General features: G+C 67.2%; 13 protein-coding genes. 3 read left to right on the top strand and 10 right to left on the bottom strand.

The window, feature by feature from the left end:
* Positions 1–170: 170 nt before the first annotated feature.
* From fusA to rpsL, 3 genes are all read right to left on the bottom strand, one after another.
* Positions 171–2,294: an elongation factor G gene (gene fusA, locus A605_RS02455; RefSeq protein ID WP_015399920.1), complete on the bottom strand. Its 2,124-nt coding sequence runs from the start codon at positions 2,292–2,294 to the stop codon at positions 171–173.
* Between the two features lie 312 nt (positions 2,295–2,606).
* Entirely contained in the window at positions 2,607–3,074 is a 468-nt protein-coding gene (gene rpsG / locus A605_RS02450; RefSeq protein ID WP_015399919.1) for a 30S ribosomal protein S7, read from the bottom strand.
* 3 nt (positions 3,075–3,077) lie between these two features.
* Positions 3,078–3,449: a 30S ribosomal protein S12 gene (rpsL, locus tag A605_RS02445; RefSeq protein ID WP_015399918.1), complete on the bottom strand. Its 372-nt coding sequence runs from the start codon at positions 3,447–3,449 to the stop codon at positions 3,078–3,080.
* 343 nt (positions 3,450–3,792) lie between these two features.
* Between rpsL and A605_RS02440 the strand changes: the two genes are divergently transcribed.
* Both A605_RS02440 and A605_RS02435 read left to right on the top strand, forming a co-directional pair.
* A complete protein-coding gene (locus A605_RS02440; RefSeq protein ID WP_015399917.1) occupies positions 3,793–4,464 on the top strand; it encodes a DUF1707 SHOCT-like domain-containing protein in 672 nt (223 codons plus the stop codon).
* A 61-nt stretch (positions 4,465–4,525) separates the two neighbouring features.
* Positions 4,526–5,209 (top strand): DUF1707 SHOCT-like domain-containing protein, encoded by a 684-nt coding sequence (locus A605_RS02435; RefSeq protein ID WP_034990424.1) that lies wholly within the window; start codon positions 4,526–4,528, stop codon positions 5,207–5,209.
* Between the two features lie 132 nt (positions 5,210–5,341).
* Here the strand turns inward: A605_RS02435 and A605_RS02430 are convergent, their stop codons facing one another.
* The 5 genes from A605_RS02430 to rplJ form a co-directional block, all read right to left on the bottom strand.
* Positions 5,342–9,352 carry a DNA-directed RNA polymerase subunit beta' gene (locus A605_RS02430; protein WP_015399915.1) on the bottom strand — a complete coding sequence of 1,337 codons (4,011 nt, stop codon included), beginning with the start codon at positions 9,350–9,352 and terminating at the stop codon, positions 5,342–5,344.
* A 114-nt stretch (positions 9,353–9,466) separates the two neighbouring features.
* A complete protein-coding gene (rpoB, locus tag A605_RS02425; RefSeq protein WP_211208981.1) occupies positions 9,467–12,967 on the bottom strand; it encodes a DNA-directed RNA polymerase subunit beta in 3,501 nt (1,166 codons plus the stop codon).
* A 279-nt stretch (positions 12,968–13,246) separates the two neighbouring features.
* Complete coding sequence (gene pgfA / locus A605_RS02420; RefSeq protein WP_015399913.1) at positions 13,247–14,218, bottom strand: cell envelope lipid trafficking protein PgfA; 972 nt, start codon at positions 14,216–14,218, stop codon at positions 13,247–13,249.
* Positions 14,219–14,694: 476 nt separating this feature from the next.
* A complete protein-coding gene (gene rplL, locus A605_RS02415; RefSeq protein ID WP_015399912.1) occupies positions 14,695–15,081 on the bottom strand; it encodes a 50S ribosomal protein L7/L12 in 387 nt (128 codons plus the stop codon).
* 94 nt (positions 15,082–15,175) lie between these two features.
* A complete protein-coding gene (gene rplJ, locus A605_RS02410; RefSeq protein ID WP_015399911.1) occupies positions 15,176–15,694 on the bottom strand; it encodes a 50S ribosomal protein L10 in 519 nt (172 codons plus the stop codon).
* 493 nt (positions 15,695–16,187) lie between these two features.
* Here rplJ and A605_RS15460 point away from each other — a divergent pair, with 493 nt between their 5' ends.
* Positions 16,188–16,334, top strand: a complete 147-nt coding sequence (locus A605_RS15460) for a hypothetical protein (protein ID WP_211208980.1) — start codon at positions 16,188–16,190, stop codon at positions 16,332–16,334.
* Between the two features lie 4 nt (positions 16,335–16,338).
* Here the strand turns inward: A605_RS15460 and A605_RS02405 are convergent, their stop codons facing one another.
* Together A605_RS02405 and A605_RS02400 are read right to left on the bottom strand one after the other, a co-directional pair.
* Complete coding sequence (locus tag A605_RS02405; RefSeq protein ID WP_015399910.1) at positions 16,339–17,007, bottom strand: SIMPL domain-containing protein; 669 nt, start codon at positions 17,005–17,007, stop codon at positions 16,339–16,341.
* A gap of 84 nt (positions 17,008–17,091) precedes the next feature.
* Positions 17,092–18,564, bottom strand: coding sequence for a phytoene desaturase family protein (locus A605_RS02400; RefSeq protein ID WP_015399909.1), 1,473 nt, complete (start codon positions 18,562–18,564; stop codon positions 17,092–17,094).
* Between the last annotated feature and the right edge of the window lie 30 nt (positions 18,565–18,594).

Below are 18,594 nucleotides of genomic sequence, written 5' to 3'. Positions count from 1 at the left end.
ACAACTGGATCAGGCTGCAAGAATCCGGGATCTCCGGAGGGTAACGGCCGGCTCAGCGACCACCAGATTCTGGTGGCCACCCAGCGCGGCCGCTACCCCACGGGGCGGTCCGGGGCGGAGCGGCGCCGGCACAGGCGCCGCTCCGTTATCCCCCGGTCCAGGGGCCTTACCTAGGCGCCGGTGCGCTCGGCGATGATGTCCTGGGCGACGCTGCTCGGGACCTCGGCGTAGGAGTCGAAGACCATGGAGTAGTTCGCACGACCCTGGGTCTTGGAACGCAGGTCACCGACGTAGCCGAACATCTGGGACAGCGGAACCTTGGCCTTGACCAGCTTGGCGCCGGCGCGGTCCTCCATGGCCGAGACCTGGCCACGGCGGGAGTTGATGTCGCCGATGACCTCGCCCATGTACTCCTCCGGAGTGGTGACCTCGACGGCCATGACCGGCTCGAGCAGAACCGGCTTGGCCTTGGCCACGGCCTCCTTCAGCGCCTGGGAACCGGCGATCTTGAAGGCCATCTCAGAGGAGTCGACGTCGTGATAGGCGCCGTCGAGCAGGGTAGCCTTGATGTTGACCAGCGGGTAACCGGCCAGGTAGCCGTACTGCATGGCGTCCTGGATACCGGCGTCGACGGACGGGATGTACTCCTTCGGCACGCGGCCGCCGGTGACGGCGTCCTTGAAAGCGTACAGCGGGGACTGGCCCTCCTCGAGCTCATCCTCGGACGGGGCGTAGGGCTCGAGCGCGATGATGACCTTCGCGAACTGACCGGAACCACCGGTCTGCTTCTTGTGGGTGAACTCGAGCTTCTCGACAGGCTTGCGGATGGTCTCGCGGTAGGCGACCTGCGGGTTACCGATGTTCGCCTCGACCTTGAACTCGCGCTTCATGCGGTCGACCAGGACGTCGAGGTGGAGCTCGCCCATGCCGCCGATGACGGTCTGACCGGACTCCTCGTCCAGACGGACGGTGAAGGTCGGATCCTCCTCCGCCAGCTTCTGGATGGCGGTGCCCAGCTTCTCCTGGTCGGACTTGGTCTTCGGCTCGATGGCGACCTGGATGACCGGATCCGGGAAGTCCATGGACTCCAGGATGATCTGCTCGTTGGGGTCGCAGAGGGTGTCACCGGTGGTGGTGTCCTTCAGGCCGACGACGGCGAAGATGTTGCCGGCGCGGGCCTCCTCCACCGGGTTCTCCTTGTTGGAGTGCATCTGGAAGATCTTGCCGATGCGCTCCTTCTTGCCCTTGGTGGAGTTCATGACCTGCTGGCCCGGCTCGGTGCGGCCCGAGTAGACGCGGATATAGGTCAGCTTGCCGAAGAACGGGTGGACGGCGATCTTGAAGGCCAGCGCGGAGAACGGGGAATCGGCGCTCGGCTTACGGGTCAGGTCGACGGACTCGTCGCCGACCTTGTGGCCGTGGACCTCGCCGACGTCCAGCGGGTTCGGCAGGTAGTCGACGATGGCGTCGAGCACCGGCTGGATGCCCTTGTTCTTGTAGGCGGTGCCGCAGAAGACCGGGTAGATCTCGGAGGCGACGGTCATCTTGCGGATGGCGGTCTTGATCTCCTCGACGGTGAGCTCCTCGCCGCCGAAGTACTTCTCCATGAGCTCTTCGTCGGACTCGGCGACGGCCTCGAGCAGCTTCTCGCGGTACTCCTCGGCACGCTCCTGCAGGTCCGCCGGGATCTCCTCGACGGTGGCCTCGGTGCCGATGTCGGTCTTGCCCGGCCACATCAGGGCCTTCATGCTGATCAGGTCCACGACGCCGTCGAAGTCGTCCTCGGCGCCGATCGGCAACTGCATGACCAGCGGCTTGGCGCCGAGACGGTCGACGATGGTGCCGACGGTGTAGTAGAAGTCGGCGCCCAGCTTGTCCATCTTGTTGACGAAGCAGATGCGCGGGACGTCGTACTTGGCGGCCTGACGCCAGACCTGCTCGGACTGGGGCTCGACGCCCTCCTTGCCGTCGAAGACTGCGACGGCGCCATCCAGGACGCGCAGGGAGCGCTCGACCTCGACGGTGAAGTCGACGTGACCGGGGGTGTCGATGATGTTGATCTGGTTCTTTTCCCAGAAACAGGTGACGGCGGCGGAGGTGATCGTGATGCCACGCTCCTTCTCCTGCTCCATCCAGTCGGTGGTGGAGGCACCGTCGTGGGTCTCGCCGACCTTGCGGTTGATACCCGTGTAGAACAGGATGCGCTCGGTGGTGGTGGTCTTACCGGCATCGATGTGGGCCATGATGCCGATGTTGCGGACCTTGCTCAGGTCCTTAAGCACTTCTTGTGCCACAGTCTTACCCCAACTTGTTGTTCGTGGACGTCATGGTTCAGGCACCAGGAACGCCGTCTGTGGATAGTTCTCGTTCAATCTTGCCATTACTTGGCCGCACCGGCAGTACCGGAAAGGAAAATCCCCGGCCAGGCCGTACGGCACCGCGCCGCACCTTCCGCCGTCAGGCCCCGGAGGCCGGGACCCTGCCGAGCGGAGAGGGTACGGAAGAACAATGGCCCAATCGACGCCGCCGCGCACCCGCCACCGCACTGCTGCGGGGGACGGGGTGGCACAACAGGTTCATCGAGTGGGCCATGGGCATCGGGCGGACTACCAGCGGTAGTGGGCGAAGGCGCGGTTGGCCTCGGCCATCTTGTGGGTGTCCTCGCGACGCTTCACGGAGGCACCGAGACCGTTAGAGGCATCCAGGATCTCGTTGGCGAGGCGCTCGATCATGGTGTTCTCGCGACGCTGGCGGGTGTAGGTGACCATCCAACGCAGAGCCAGGGTGGTGGAGCGGCCCGGGCGGACCTCGACCGGAACCTGGTAGGTGGCGCCACCGACACGGCGGGAGCGGACCTCGAGGTCCGGGCGGATGTTGCCCAGGGCCTTCTCGAGGGTTCCGACCGGCTCGGTGCCGGTCTTCTCGCGGCACTTCTCGAGGGCACCGTAGACGATGCGCTCGGCGGTGGACTTCTTGCCGTCGAGGAGGACCTTGTTGACCAGCTGGGTCACGAGCTCGGAGCCGTAGACCGGATCCTTGACGACGGGACGCTTCGGAGCTGCAGACTTACGCATTGATTACTGTCCCTTCTTGGCGCCGTAGCGGGAACGGGCCTGCTTGCGGTCCTTGACACCCTGGGTGTCGAGGGCGCCGCGGACGATCTTGTAGCGGACACCCGGGAGGTCCTTCACACGACCGCCGCGGACGAGCACCATGGAGTGCTCCTGCAGGTTGTGACCCTCGCCCGGGATGTAGGCGGAGACCTCGATGCCGGTGGTCAGGCGCACACGGGCGACCTTACGCAGGGCGGAGTTCGGCTTCTTCGGGGTGGTGGTGTAGACACGGGTGCACACGCCACGACGCTGGGGGGAACCCTTCAGCGCCGCGGTGGACACGCCGGCCTTCTTCGAGTGGCGGCCCTTACGGACCAGCTGCTGAATAGTGGGCATGAACCGTCTTTCTGTGTTGATCGGCATATCCGGCCGGATGTGCCGACCGAGAAAACTTACGCATTCCTCGCCTGCTTTTTCATGCGACACCGTGATTTGCTTTTAAACAGGTGAAACCCAGTCAGCCGCTCTCGCTGGCCTACCGGGGAAAAAGTCAGACTCCCACCATGGAGACGTGGGACTAGAGAGGAATGCTACAGCAGGGACGCCGATACACCAAAATCCCGTTCGATGGCCAATCGGGCGGCCGCCGCGCTCCCCTGCCCCGCACCGTCCGGGAGCCGGAGTGAACGCGAACCGGAAGGCGGCGCGCAGACGGGGACGCCGTCGTAGGATCGGGGCCATGAGCGACGGTGGAACCCCGAGGCTGCGCGCGAGCGACGACGATCGCCGCCGCGTCGCTGCCGCGTTGAGCGACGCCTTCGCCCGCGGCCAGCTCGACTACGGGGAGCTCGACGCCCGCACGGAGCAGGTGTGGTCCGCCAGGTACCGGGACGAGCTGTTCGCCCCGCTCAGCGACCTGCTGCCCGACCCGGCCCGCATCCTCGAGGACCGCGCGCCGGCACCCCGCCCGCGGACCGCTCCCCGGTCGCCCCGGGCAGGCGCGGAAACCGCCCGCCAGCAGGTTACCGGCGAACCGGGAGGGCAATCACTCACCTTCTCCCTGCTGGGCATGTCCCAGAAGCGCGGTGACTGGCTGTGCTCCCCCACGCACCACACGACGGCGATGCTGGGCAGCACCGTGATCGACCTGCGGCTCGCCCGTCTGACCTGCGCGGAGACCACCATCAACGCGTTCGGCGTGCTGGGGGCGGTGGAGATCCTCGTCCCGGAGGATGTCCTCGTCATCGGCGACGGGTACGGGGTACTCGGTGCCTTCGAGGTCACCGAGGACAAGAAGGTCACCGTCGCCCAACGTGATCTGCCCGCAGACGCCCCCGTGGTCCGGGTACGTGGACTGGGCCTGTTGGGATCCGTGGGCATCCGACGGGTCCCCCGTGAATCCGGGGATTAGTCGGGGCCGGGGGCGCTGAAACAGCCCACGCCCCGGCATGGGGCTGCGTAGAATCGGGGCCATGAGCGACGGTGCCCCTCCCCCGATGCGCGCCAGTGACGACGACCGCCACCGCGTCGCCGCCGCCCTGAGCGACGCCTTCGCGCGCGGCCAGCTCGACTACGGGGAATTCGACGAACGCACGAAGCGGGTGTGGGTGGCCAAACACCACGACGAGCTGCTCGACCCGTTGATTGACCTGATGCCCGACCCCGCCCGCGTCCTCGCCGCCCCACCACCGGCGGTGCGCCCCGAGCGCACTCCGGAACCCGGACGGTATCCGCCCGACACCGGGACGGACACCGCCAGCCGGCAGGTCACCGGCGAACCCGGTGGCCAGTCCTTCACCCTCGCGCTGATGGGCGGCAGCGGCAAGCGCGGCGACTGGCTGTGCGCACCCCATCACGTCAGCATCGCGGTAATGGGTGGAACGGATCTGGACCTGCGCCGGGCCCGTTTCCACGCCCACGAGACGACCATCACCGCGGTTGCCCTCATGGGCGGCACGGACATCATCGTCCCCCACGATGTCCGCGTCATCAACGACGGCGTCGGCGTCATGGGCGCCTTTGACATTGAGGAGGACGAGGACGTGCTCGACTCCATGGAAGAACTGCCGACCAACGCCCCGGTCATCCGGATCAACGGTCTCGGACTGATGGGCGCCGTGACGATGCGGCGCGCCCGTCGGGAATCGACCGATTAGATCCCCTTTCCGGACGCCCCATTATGGGACCCGCCCATAATGGAACGCCCCTGCAAAACGAAAGCCCGCCCCCGGCTTCATTGCCGGGGGCGGGCTCGGTGATGAGGATTCCCCCTCACCGGGGGTCGGCTCTTAGAGACCGAACTCCTCGTCCAGCGGCACCGAGGCGCCGGTGAACTCGGCGTAGCCGTCGTCGCCGTAGATCGAGTCCCCGTAGGTGGGGATCGAGTAGGCGGCGTTGCGGGCGGCCTCGGTCGGCTTCACGGAGATGTTGCGGTAACGGGAGATACCGGTACCGGCCGGAATCAGCTTACCGATGATCACGTTCTCCTTGAGACCGATCAGCTTGTCGGAGCGCTTGTTGATCGCGGCATCGGTCAGGACGCGGGTCGTCTCCTGGAAGGAGGCGGCCGACAGCCAGGACTCAGTGGCCAGGGAGGCCTTGGTGATGCCCATGATCTCGGAGCGCAGCTCCGCCGGCTGACCGCTCTCGGCGATGGCGGCCGAGTTGGCCTGCTTCGCCTCGGACAGGTCCACCAGGGTGCCCGGGAGGAACTCGGTGGAGCCGGCGTCGATGACGGTGCCACGACGCAGCATCTGACGGATGATGATCTCGATGTGCTTGTCGTGGATGGCCACACCCTGGGTCCGGTAGACGGCCTGGACCTCGTCGATCAGGTGCTTCTCCACGCCACGGCGTCCGAGGACCTCGAGCACGTCGTGCGGGTCGGCCGGGCCACGCAGGAGGCGGTCGCCCACCTCGACGTGGTCGCCCTCGCGCAGGGTGCGCTCGATCATCGCCGACGGGTTGTTCTCCATCGGACGGCGGACCTGGGCCAGACCCTGGCGCTTGGACAGCTTCTCGTAGACCACGTCGTCACCGCCGTCATCCGGGGTGACGGTCAGGGTCCAGAAGTTGCCCTCGTCCTCCAGGTGGACGGTACCGGCGACCGAGGCGATCGGGGCACGGTTCTTCGGAACGCGGGCCTCGAACAGCTCCTGGACACGCGGCAGACCGCCGGTGATGTCGCCACCGACACCACCCTGGTGGAAGGTACGCATGGTCAGCTGGGTACCCGGCTCACCGATCGACTGGGCGGCGACGATGCCGACGGCCTCGCCGATGTCGACCAGGTGGCCGGAGGCCATGGACTTGCCGTAGCACTTGGCGCAGACACCGGCCGGGGTCTGGCAGGTCAGCACGGAGCGGACCTTGACCTGGGTGATGCCCCGCTCGACGAGGACGTCGATACGCGCCTCGGTGAGATCGGTGCCGGCCTCGAAGATGATCTCGCCCTCGTCGTCCTTGAGGTCGCCGGCCAGCACGCGGCCGGAGACGGAGGTCTCGACCAGGCTGTGGCGGGCGTGGCCGGAGACGTTGCCCTCGGCGTCGAGCAGCTCCTCGGAGACCGGGACGCGCACGCCCTGGCGGGTGCCGCAGTCGTCCTCACGGACGATGACGTCCTGCGCGACGTCGACGAGACGACGCGTGAGGTAACCGGAGTCGGCGGTACGCAGAGCGGTGTCGGCCAGGCCCTTACGGGAACCGTGGGAGTTGTTGAAGTACTCGAGCACGGACAGTCCCTCGCGGAAGGAGGTCTTGATCGGTCGGGTGATGTAGTCACCCTTGGAGTTCACGACCATGCCCTTCATGCCGGCCAGGGTCCAGATCTGGCGCATGTTACCGGCGGCGCCCGACTTCACGATCATCGGAATCGGGTTGTCGTCCGGGTACATGTCCTCGACGGCCTGGCCGACGGTGTCGGTGGCGTCCTTCCACAGCTCGACCAGGCGGTCGTAGCGCTCACGCTCGGTCAGGGCGCCCTGCACCCAGAACTTGCGCTCGATCTCACGGGCCTCGGCCTCGTAGCGCTCGAGGATCTCCTCCTTGTTCGGCAGAACCAGAACGTCGGACATGGAGATGGTCACGCCGGAGCGGGTGGACCAGTAGAAACCGGCGTCCTTCATCTTGTCCATCGTCTGCGCGACGGTGATCATCGGGTACTTGGCCGACAGGTCGGTGATGACGTCGCCCAGCAGGATCTTGCCGGAGCCGCCGCCCTTACGGACCATGACTCCCTCGAGGTACGGGTAGTTCCACGGCAGGAGCTCGTTGAACATGACGCGCCCCAGGGTGGTCTCGGCGAGCCAGGTCTGGCCCTGCTCCCAGCCGTCCGGGAACTGCTCGGCCTCGATGTCGGCCGGCGGACGCAGGTGCGAGATACGCACGTGGATCGGGGCCTGCAGGCCGAGCACACCGCGGTCACGGGCCATGATGGCCTCCGCCACGGAGGAGTACACGCCCTGGGCCGGACCGTTCTCGTCGCCCGGGACGTAGCGGCCCTGGCCGCCGAACTCGTCCTCGGACTTATCCATGGTCAGGAAGTACAGACCCGTGACCATGTCCAGACGCGGCATGGCCAGCGGCTTGCCGGACGCCGGGGACAGGATGTTGTTCGAGGCGAGCATCAGCACGCGGGCCTCGGCCTGCGCCTCCGCGGACAGCGGCAGGTGCACGGCCATCTGGTCACCGTCGAAGTCGGCGTTGAAGGCCTCACAGGCCAGCGGGTGCAGCTGGATGGCCTTACCCTCGACCAGCTTCGGCTCGAAGGCCTGGATGCCCAGGCGGTGCAGGGTCGGTGCACGGTTGAGCATGACCGGGTGCTCGGAGATGGCCTCCTCGAGCACGTCCCACACCTCGGGGCGCTGGCGCTCGACCATGCGCTTGGCGGACTTGATGTTCTGCGCGTAGTCGTTCTCGACCAGGCGCTTCATGACGAACGGCTTGAACAGCTCGAGCGCCATGAGCTTCGGCAGGCCGCACTCGTGGAGCTTGAGCTGCGGGCCGACGATGATCACGGAACGGCCGGAGTAGTCCACACGCTTGCCCAGCAGGTTCTGGCGGAAGCGGCCCTGCTTGCCCTTGAGCAGGTCGGACAGGGACTTCAGCGGGCGGTTGCCCGGGCCGGTGACCGGACGGCCGCGACGGCCGTTGTCGAACAGCGCGTCGACGGACTCCTGCAGCATGCGCTTCTCGTTGTTCACGATGATCTCGGGGGCGCCGAGATCGATCATGCGCTTGAGGCGGTTGTTGCGGTTGATCACGCGGCGGTACAGGTCGTTCAGGTCGGAGGTGGCGAAGCGGCCACCGTCGAGCTGGACCATCGGACGCAGCTCCGGCGGGATCACCGGGATGCAGTCCAGGACCATGCCGGCCGGGTCGTTGCCGGAGCGCTGGAACGCGGCGACGACCTTCAGGCGCTTGAGGGCACGCATCTTCTTCTGGCCCTTGCCGCTGTTGATGATCTCGCGCAGCTCCTCGGCCTCGGCGTCGAGGTCGAAGTTGCGGATCAGCGTCTGGATGGCCTCGGCGCCCATGCCGCCGGTGAAGTAGTCCTCGTAGCGGTCGACGAGCTCCTCGTAGATGGTCTCGTCGATGATCATCTGCTTCGGGGCCAGCTTGATGAAGGTCTGCCAGATCTCCTCGAGACGGTCGATCTCACGCTCCGCGCGCTCGCGGATGTGCTGCATCTCCTTGTCGGCGGCGTTCTGCACCTTGCGGCGGGCGTCGGCCTTGGCGCCGGCGGCCTCGAGCTCGGCGAGGTCCTCCTCCAGCTTCTGGGCGCGCTCGGCGATGTCGGACTCGGCGTCGGACTCGACGTCCTTCTTCTCGAGCAGCATCTCGGCCTCGAGGGTGGACTGGTCGTTGTGCCGGGCCTCCTCGTCGACGGAGGTGATGATGTTGGCGGCGAAGTAGATGATCCGCTCGAGATCCTTCGGCGCCAGGTCCAACAGGTAGCCCAGACGGGACGGCACGCCCTTGAAGTACCAGATGTGGGTGACCGGGGCGGCCAGCTCGATGTGGCCCATGCGCTCACGGCGGACCTTGGACTTGGTCACCTCGACGCCGCAGCGCTCACAGATGATGCCCTTGTAGCGGACGCGCTTGTACTTGCCGCAGGCGCACTCCCAGTCCCGGGTGGGACCGAAGATACGCTCGCAGAACAGGCCGTCCTTCTCCGGCTTCAGGGTGCGGTAGTTGATGGTCTCCGGCTTCTTGACCTCGCCCTTGGACCAGCGGCGGATGTCGTCGGCGGTGGCCAGGCCGATGCGGAGCTCGTCGAAGAGGTTTACGTCGAACACGTAACTCCCTTTCCCCTCCGGTGAGGGAGGGATTGAATGGCGTATATCAGGGTTAGCTAGTTGGTTCGCCCGACGGCGGGTGTCGCTTGGCGACGCCCGCGTCGAACCTGGCGGCTAGGCGATGTCGGCGTCGGAGCGCTCGTCGCGGGACAGGTTGATGCCCAGCGAGGAACCGGCGGCGTCGTCATCGTCGTCGGAGCCGGACAGTTCCATCGGCGTGCCGTCGGTGGAGAGGACCTCCACGTTCAGGCACAGGGACTGCAGCTCCTTGAGCAGAACCTTGAAGGACTCCGGGATACCCGGGTCCGGGATGTTCTCACCCTTGACGATGGCCTCGTAGACCTTCACGCGGCCGACCACGTCATCGGACTTGATCGTCAGCAGCTCCTGCAGGGTGTAGGCGGCGCCGTATGCCTGCATCGCCCACACCTCCATCTCGCCGAAGCGCTGGCCACCGAACTGGGCCTTACCGCCCAGCGGCTGCTGGGTGATCATGGAGTACGGGCCGGTGGAACGGGCGTGGATCTTCTCGTCGACCAGGTGGTGGAGCTTGAGCATGTACATGTAGCCCACCGAGACCGGGTACGGGAAGGGCTCGCCGGAGCGGCCGTCGAAGAGCGTGGCCTTGCCGTGCTCGTCGACCATGACCTCGCCGTCGCGGTTCGGACGGGAGTTGGCCAGCAGGCCGGACAGCTCCTCGTTGGAGGCACCGTCGAACACCGGCGTGGCGGTCAGCGAGCCGGCCGGCACGTTGTAGAGCTCCTCGGGCAGGGTCTTGAGCAGCTCGGCGTTCTTGACGTCCTCCGGGTCCACCTGCCAACCGGCGGCGGCCAGCCAGCCCAGGTGGATCTCCAGGACCTGGCCGATGTTCATACGACGCGGGACACCGTGGGTGTTCAGGATGATGTCCACCGGGGTGCCGTCCGGCATGAACGGCATGTCCTCCGGCGCCAGGATCTTGCCCACGACGCCCTTGTTGCCGTGGCGGCCGGCGAGCTTGTCGCCGTCCTGGATCTTGCGCTTCTGGGCGACGTAGACGCGGATCATCTCGTTGACGCCCGGGGCCAGATCGTCGTCGTCCTCGCGGGAGAAGCGGCGCACGCCGATGACCTTGCCGGTCTCACCGTGCGGCACGCGCATGGAGGTGTCGCGCACCTCGCGGGCCTTCTCGCCGAAGATGGCGCGCAGCAGGCGCTCCTCCGGGGTCAGCTCGGTCTCGCCCTTCGGGGTGACCTTGCCGACCAGGATGTCGCCGTCGCGGACGTCGGCACCGATGCGGATGATGCCGCGGTCGTCGAGGTCCTTGAGCACGTCCTCGGAGACGTTCGGGATCTCCCGGGTGATCTCCTCGGCGCCGAGCTTGGTGTCGCGGGCGTCGATCTCGTGCTCCTCGATGTGGATCGAGGTGAGCACGTCCTCCTCCACGATGCGCTGGGAGAGGATGATCGCGTCCTCGTAGTTGTGGCCCTCCCACGGCATGAAGGCGACCAGCAGGTTGCGGCCGAGCGACATCTCGCCGTTGTGGGTGCCCGGGCCGTCGGCCAGCACCTGGCCGGCCTCGACGCGGTCGCCGATGTTGACCAGCGGGGTCTGGTTGTAGCAGGTGCCCTGGTTGGTGCGCTCGAACTTGCGCAGCAGGTAGGTGTCGCGGATGCCCTCGTCGTCCATCACGGTGATGAAGTCGGCGGACATGTTCTCCACGACGCCGGCCTTCGGGCTGATGACCATGTCACCGGCGTCGTAGGCGGAGCGCAGCTCCATGCCGGTGCCCACGTAGGGTGCCTCGGCGCGGATCAGCGGGACGGCCTGCTTCTGCATGTTCGCGCCCATGAGGGCACGGTTGGCGTCGTCGTGCTCGAGGAACGGAATCATCGCCGTGCCGACGGAGACCATCTGGCGCGGGGAGACGTCCATGTAGTTCACGCCCTGGGCGTTGGTGACCTGGATGTCACCGTCCTTGACGCGGACCTCGATGCGCTGGTCGTCGGAGATGTTGCCGTCGGCGTCGACGATGATGGACGCCTGCGCAATGGCGTAGCGGTCCTCCTCGTCGGCGGTCAGGTAGTGGATCTCGTCGGTCAGCTTGCCGTCAACGACCTTGCGGTACGGGGTCTCGATGAAACCGAACGCATTGACGCGGGCGTAGGAGGACAGCGAACCGATCAGACCGATGTTCGGCCCCTCAGGGGTCTCGATCGGGCACATGCGGCCGTAGTGCGACGGGTGGACGTCACGGACCTCGATGCCGGCGCGCTCACGGGACAGACCACCCGGGCCGAGGGCGGACAGACGACGCTTGTGGGTCAGGCCCGACAGCGAGTTGTTCTGGTCCATGAACTGGGACAGCTGCGAGGTGCCGAAGAACTCGCGGATCGCCGCGGAGACCGGGCGGACGTTGATCAGCGAGGTCGGGGTGATCGACTCGGCGTCCTGGGTGGTCATGCGCTCGCGGACGACGCGCTCCATACGGGACAGGCCCACGCGGACCTGGTTCTGGATGAGCTCGCCGACGGTGCGCAGACGACGGTTGCCGAAGTGGTCGATGTCGTCGGTGGAGACCGGGATGGTCTCGCCGGTCGGGGAGGTCATGGTGCGCTCGCCGACGTGGAGGCGGACGAGGTACTCCAGGGTGGTGGCGATGTCCTCCTCCGTCAGGGTCATCAGCCCCTCGTCGTCACCGCCCAGACCGAGCTTGCGGTTGACCTTGTAGCGACCGACCTTGGCCAGGTCGTAGCGCTTCGGACGGAAGAAGGCGTTGTCGAGCAGGGACTGCGCGAGATCGCGGGTCGGCTGCTCGCCCGGGCGCTGCTTGCGGTAGATCTCCAGCAGGGCCTCGTCGGTGTTGGCCACGCCGTCGGACTCCAGGGTGGACATCATGAGCTCGGAGAACCCGAAGCGCTCGGTGATCTGCTCGGCGGTCCAGCCCAGCGCCTTCAGCAGGACGGTGACCGGCTGGCGGCGCTTGCGGTCGATGCGGACACCGACGGTGTCGCGCTTGTCGACGTCGAACTCGAGCCACGCACCGCGGGAGGGGATGACCTTCACGGAGTGCAGCGGACGCTCGGTCGACTTGTCGATCGTCTGGTCGAAGTAGACGCCCGGGGAACGCACGAGCTGAGAGACGACGACTCGCTCGGTGCCGTTGACGATGAACGTGCCCTTGTCGGTCATCATCGGGAAATCGCCGATGAAGACGGTCTGGGACTTGATCTCCTGGGTGTCGTTGTTGATGAACTCCGCGGTCACATAGAGTGGGGCGGAGTAGTTGATGTCCTTGTCCTTGCACTCGTCGATCGTGTTCTTCACGGGCTCGAAGCGCGGCTCGGACAGGGACAGCGACATGTTCCCCGAGTAGTCCTGAATCGGGGAGAGTTCGTCGAGGATGTCCTCGAGACCACTGGTGACACGGGTCTCGGGACCGCGCTCCTCCTGCTGGCGGGCGCGCCACTCGGACGAGCCGATCAGCCACGCGAAGGAGTCGCGCTGCAGGTCAAGGAGACCCGGCACCTCGATGGGCTCGGAGAGCTTCGCGAAGGAGTAACGCTTCGCCGCCCCGGGGATGTCGGCCACTGACTTGGTCTGGCGGGAGACTGCCAAGATGGGTCCTTCCAGCACCTCACGCGGACGGCGACTGCTCTGGCATACAATCGTCGAAACCGCTGGTATTTTTAGCATTCGGTCTGCTGTGGAATTACCGTCCCCAGATAGCACAAAATCACCTTGTCAAGTCGGTGTTTTCAGGACCGGGCGGACAAGGTTTCTGTGTTGCCAGAGACGAATTCCAGCGCAACGAAGTAGCCTATATCATTGCGCACCAAATGTAAAGGGAAGAAGGAATCCCGGGTTGGCGGGGACTCTATCACGCCACCCTGTGGGACATGCAACAACGGAACGCTAGTCGGTGGTGGAGCCCGCCTTCCGACGCCCACCGAAGGCACCGAAGGCACCGGCGAGACCGATCAGGGCGAGTACCGCGCCGATTCCCACGATAACCCACCGGATGGTCTGCGAGACCGTCACGTCACTGATACTCGCCGCCTGGTCCAGCAGAGCGTCGATCTGCTCCTGCGGCATCCCGCCGTCGAAGGCCAGCACCTGCTCACGCTTCTCGCCGTCGGCGGTGCCGTAGTAGTCGTCGATGCTCGCGCGGATCTCGACGACCATGCCGGAGACCTGATCCACGAAGATATCGCGGCTGGCGGAGTGAAACAGGTAGCCCTGGGTGGTCGAACCGTCCTCCTCGGAGAGGATCGTGGTGTTGCCGAGGCCAGCGTAGAGCTGGGCCACGTTGGTCGGCTCGATCTCCTGGTGGTAGCGGTAGACGGTGCGCCCGTCCATCTCGAGCTCCTCGGCGAAGACGGCCGGCCGGGATTCACGCAGGAGGGGATCGAATACGTCGTAGGTGGTCTGCTCGGCGTTCGTGGGGAACTTCAGCCACAGACCGTCGACGTCGACCTCGGCGGTGGGGGCGGCCAGCTGGTCGGTCAGCGTCGCCGGGGAGGTCGCCTCGCCGGTGACTCGGTCGATGCGGTAGTTCCACACCGCCGCAGAGATCAGCCGGTCCAGTTCGTCCTGCCGACTCTCACGCATGGTGGTCTCGCCGATGCGCACGGTCGTCTCTTCCTCGTCGGCGGGGGCCTGGACCTCCAGGTGCAGCTGACGGGTGACGGGCACGTCGAGCACCCGGCCATCGACGTTGAGCCGGCTCTGGGCCTCCGGATCCTCCAGCGTCCAGGTGGTGGCCTCCAGATCCAGCGGCAGGCGGCCGTCGGCATGGAAGAACCGGGGTGCCACCAGTCCCGCCACCAGCAACGCGACACCGAGGCCGAGCAGGAGGCTTGAGAAGATGCGGGACTTGGGCAGCATGGCAGCGAGTTTACCTGTGCTTACCGACGCCCCGACACCCAACCCGCCCACCGCACGGCCCCGCATGTTTCCCGGGTTGCGGGCCGGCCGCCGGGGAGCACCACGTCCGTTCCTCCACACGACCGATGCCCTGCCGGCGGCGCTTGGGCCCGACCGTGTGCAGGAAGCGACACCTCTGCCCAGCCCACGTCCCAGGCGTCCGTTCATCCACACACTCGACACCCGAACAGCGGCAACCAACCCCGACCGTGTGCAGGAAGCGACACCTCTGCCCAGCCCACGCCCCAGGCGTCCGTTCATCCACACACTCGACACCCGAACAGCGGCAACCAACCCCGACCGTGCGGAGAAAAATCCACCCGGCCCAGACGCCCCCCCCCGACCCACCAACGCAAAAGACCCCGCTCCCCCACCGCGGATGCGGCAGGAGTGCGGGGTTTTCGTCAACTCGGCGCCGTCAGGCGACGAGTCGGATCTTACTTGAGGTTGACGGTGGCGCCGGCCTCTTCGAGCTTGGCCTTGGCAGCCTCGGCGTCGTCCTTGGAGGCACCCTCGAGGATGGCCTTCGGGGCACCCTCGACGAGCTCCTTGGCCTCCTTCAGGCCCAGGCCGGAGACGAGCTCGCGGACAGCCTTGATCACGCCGATCTTCTTGGCGCCGGCATCCTCGAGAACAACGTCGAACTCGGTCTGCTCCTCAGCGGCAGCAGCCTCGCCGCCGGCGGCACCCGGGGCAGCAGCGGCGACCGGGGCGGCAGCGGTGACGTCGAAGACCTCCTCGAACTCCTTGACGAACTCGGAGAGCTCGATCAGGGTCATCTCCTTGAAGGCCTCAATGAGCTCGTCCTTGGTGAGCTTAGCCATGGTGGCATCCTTTCTGTGTGGGACCGGTTCCCCGGTCCCGGAAGTGTGGGGTTAAAGCTTTGCGGGGTGCGTACGCCGGTGACGGCGGTACGTCTTAGGCTTCCTTCTTCTCCTGGAGCGCAGCCGAGAGGCGTGCGACCTGGGAAGCGGGAGCGTTGAACAGGCCTGCGGCCTTTGCCAGAGAGCCCTTCATGGCACCGGCCAGCTTCGCGAGAGTGGTCTCGCGGTTGTCCAGCTCGGCGATGGCCTTAACCTGGTCGGCAGACAGAGCGTTGCCGTCCATGTAGCCACCCTTGACGATGAACGCCTCGTTGTCCGAGGCGAACTTCTTCATCACCTTGGCGGCGTCGACCGCTGCCTCGCCCTTGATGAAGGCGACGGCGGTCGGGCCGGTGAGGTGCTCGTCAAGACCCTCGATGCCCTTTTCCTGGGCAGCGAGCTTGATCAGGGTGTTCTTGGCGACGGAGTACTGGACATCGAAGCCGAGGGCCTCACGCAGCTCAGTGATCTGAGCGACGGACAGGCCGCGGTACTCGGTGAGGAAGACAGAGGATGCCTCCTCGAACTTGCCCTTGAGCTCTGCGAGCTCGGCCTGGTTCTTCGGGTTTGCCATTACTACGCCTCCTTCCAATTACGTGTCGTTTTGATCCGCCGGAGCCTTCCTGTCGTTCCCAACAGAAAAGCCCCGTGCAAGAGCACAGGGCGCATCATCTCCACAAGGAGGTGGTGGCTCGAAAGTGTCTCCTGCGTGGGCCGTCCCGATGGTGCGGGAACCTTCGATCCTCTCGGATGACCGACGGTCTTCGGTGAAACTTGAGCTCGGCCGGAAACGGCCGTTCAAACTTCGGGTTGAATGTTAGTGCAGAGTTCGCGCCTGTACCAAATCGCCGCGTGGCGACGCTCGCGGGGGCCGCCGTGGGGGCGGCGGTTGCGGGCCAACACCCCACTACTCCTCCCCTTCCCCTGATGGGACTGAAAGCGGTAACGGTTCGGAGACATTGGTACCTGTTGATACATCTGTTTCGCCCACGAAAGGGTAACGTGCGGGGTACACACCCTCCGGGTGGGCCGGAACCGGTGTGTTCCCCTGAAGGGAGGAAATCATCGTGATGCTCGGCCGACTGACCTTCTACCCCACCATGCTCATCTGCGACCGCCTCATCGGCACCGCCCACGTCCGGACGGAAGAGGAGGAGTGGCCACCGGCCGAGGAACCCTCCCCGTTCCCGGCCACGGAGGAGGAGATCTACTGACCGGTCAGCCGGCGAAATCCACCTCGAACTCGGCGGTCACCGCCGCCGTCAGCTCGATCCGCTCCGGCTCCAGGTCCAGCTCCAGGGTCCGTTCGGGCAGATTTCCCGCCGCCCCGTCCGGGAGGAGGCCGGCCGCCGCCGTCTGTTCGATGCGCCAGTCCCCCGCATCATCCCGGTCGGTCACGTAGAGCAGACGGCCGACGGTACCGCCGAGAGCGTCGGCAAGCACCTCCGCCTCGGCGCGGGCGGTGCGCGCGGCGTCGGCCAGCAGTTCCCGCCGCACCTGCGCCCGCAACGCCGGGGAGAGCTGCCAGTCGGGTCCGTCGACGCCGATGTCCTCCACGGCGGCCAGGCGGGCGATGACCTCTCGCAGTTCCCCGCGGTCCCCGGCGGCACCCGTCACGGTCACGCCCCAGGAGGCGACGGTGGCCCCCTCGCGGTGGGAGGTGGATTCGTCGAGGCGTTCGCCCTCCACGCGGAGGCTGCCGAGGGTGCCGAGCACCTGCCGGACGACGTCGACGCCCTCCTTCCGGAGCCGGTAGGCGCGATCGGCGAGCCGGTGCTCGCTGCGCACCCGCAGCCGGATGGAGCACATGTCGGCGGGCACGTACCGCCCGGCTTCGCCGCGGACCTCGACGATCGGTTGCTGCGGGCCGGGAAGCGAGCGGGGCATGATGCCTCCTTCGGTGGGGCGGGACCTGCCAGCCCCATCATGCCGCAATCCCCGGTCCGGCGGCAGGTCGTGCCCGACCCGCGGTCAGGCGGTGCGCACGTCCTTCAGTGCGGCCCGTGCCGCCCAGGCTCCGGGCATGCCGTGCACGCCGGCGCCGGGCGGGGTCGCCCCGGAGCACAGGTACAGCCCGCTGTCGCGCAGCCGGTAGGGGTCGGTGGTCAGTCCGGGGCGCAGCAGTGACTGCAGGCCGGTCATCCCTCCCCCGGCGACGTCGCCGCCGATGAGGTTCGGGTTCCAGGCCTCCAGGTCGTCCGGGCTGTGCTGCTCGCGGTGGACGATGCGGTCGCGGAAGCCCGGGGCGAAGCGCTCGATCTGGGACTCGATGCGCTCGGCGATGAAACCGGGGCGCGGCTCCCGGTAGCCGTGGGGGACGTGCGCGTAGGTCCACAGCACCTGCCCGCCCTCGGCCGGGCCGGTGGCCCGCGAGGGGTCGGCGGCCTGCTGCTGGCAGACCATGACGAAGGGGCGGTCGGGCAGACGACCGCGGGCGGCCTCGGCCTCGGCGTGCTGGATCTCGGCGACCTCGCCGGCGACGTGGACGGTGGTGGACTCCTGCACGCGCTCATCGGTCCAGGGCACCGGCCCGTCGAGCAGGTAGTCGACCTTGAACACGCCCGAGCCGTAGGTCCAGCCGGCCAGCCGGCGGCGCACCCGGGAGGGCATGTCGACGTGCTTGAGCCGCAACACCTGCGCCGGGGTGAGGTTGAGGATCGTGGCGTCGGTCTCCGGCAGGGCCCGCAGGTCCGTGACCTCCGCGCCGGTGTGGATGCGCCCGCCGTGGCTGGTGACGGCGGAGACCAGGGCCTCGATGACCGCCTGGGATCCGCCCCGGGCCACCGGCCAGCCGCGCGTCATCCCCAGGGAGCCGAAGAGCATCCCGAAGGCGGCGGTGAAGGGGCGGGCCGGTGGGGTGATCGCGTGCACCGCCGAGCCGGCGAACAGCGCCCGGGTGGACTCCTGCTCGAAGAACGTCCTGGCCACCAGGGCGGCCGGCAGGCCCGCGAGGGCACCGAAGCGGGCCATGCGCACCGGGTGCTTCGGCCAGCGCAGCATGGGGCCCAGCAGGTTCTCCAGGTGCTCATCGATGTGGTCGACGACGTAACCGTGCACCCGTCGCCACGCGGCGCCGTCCTCCCCGAGCTCCGTGGCGGTCGCCTCCAGGCTGCGGTGCAGCAGCGCGGCCGGCCGGCCCTCCAGCGGATGGGCCGTCGGGTAACGCGAGTGCAGCCACTCCAGGCCGTGCTTCTCCAGCTCGAGCTCGCGGAAGGCCGGGCTGGCGGCGCCGAAGGGGTGGGCGGCGGCCCCCAGGTCGACGATCGTCCCCTCGCCGAGGACCGCGGCGGAGGCGGCCGCCCCGCCAGGGTGGTCATTGCGCTCGTACACGTCGACCTCCCAGCCCGCGCGGGCCAGGTAGGCGGCCGCGGTCAGGCCGTTGGGCCCCGAGCCGACGATGACGGCGCGGGGCGGGCGGGAGCCGGCGGGCGGGGTGGGGGTCATGGCGGCACACTCCTTCGGGCGGGGCGGGGA

This window comes from Corynebacterium halotolerans YIM 70093 = DSM 44683, from assembly GCF_000341345.1.
Classification (GTDB): domain Bacteria; phylum Actinomycetota; class Actinomycetes; order Mycobacteriales; family Mycobacteriaceae; genus Corynebacterium; species Corynebacterium halotolerans.
This window is presented reverse-complemented; position numbering and strand designations above follow the sequence as displayed.

What these genes read in the sequence shown, in the direction of transcription:
- A605_RS02405 (WP_015399910.1), bottom strand. Translation starts at nt 17,007, where the DNA reads ATGCCCCGCTCGCTTCCCGGCCCGCAGCAACCGATCGTCGAGGTCCGC.
- A605_RS02400 (WP_015399909.1), bottom strand. Translation starts at nt 18,564, where the DNA reads ATGACCCCCACCCCGCCCGCCGGCTCCCGCCCGCCCCGCGCCGTCATC.
- rplL (WP_015399912.1), bottom strand. Translation starts at nt 15,081, where the DNA reads ATGGCTAAGCTCACCAAGGACGAGCTCATTGAGGCCTTCAAGGAGATG.
- rplJ (WP_015399911.1), bottom strand. Translation starts at nt 15,694, where the DNA reads ATGGCAAACCCGAAGAACCAGGCCGAGCTCGCAGAGCTCAAGGGCAAG.
- pgfA (WP_015399913.1), bottom strand. Translation starts at nt 14,218, where the DNA reads ATGCTGCCCAAGTCCCGCATCTTCTCAAGCCTCCTGCTCGGCCTCGGT.
- A605_RS02435 (WP_034990424.1), top strand. Translation starts at nt 4,526, where the DNA reads ATGAGCGACGGTGCCCCTCCCCCGATGCGCGCCAGTGACGACGACCGC.
- rpsG (WP_015399919.1), bottom strand. Translation starts at nt 3,074, where the DNA reads ATGCGTAAGTCTGCAGCTCCGAAGCGTCCCGTCGTCAAGGATCCGGTC.
- rpsL (WP_015399918.1), bottom strand. Translation starts at nt 3,449, where the DNA reads ATGCCCACTATTCAGCAGCTGGTCCGTAAGGGCCGCCACTCGAAGAAG.
- A605_RS02440 (WP_015399917.1), top strand. Translation starts at nt 3,793, where the DNA reads ATGAGCGACGGTGGAACCCCGAGGCTGCGCGCGAGCGACGACGATCGC.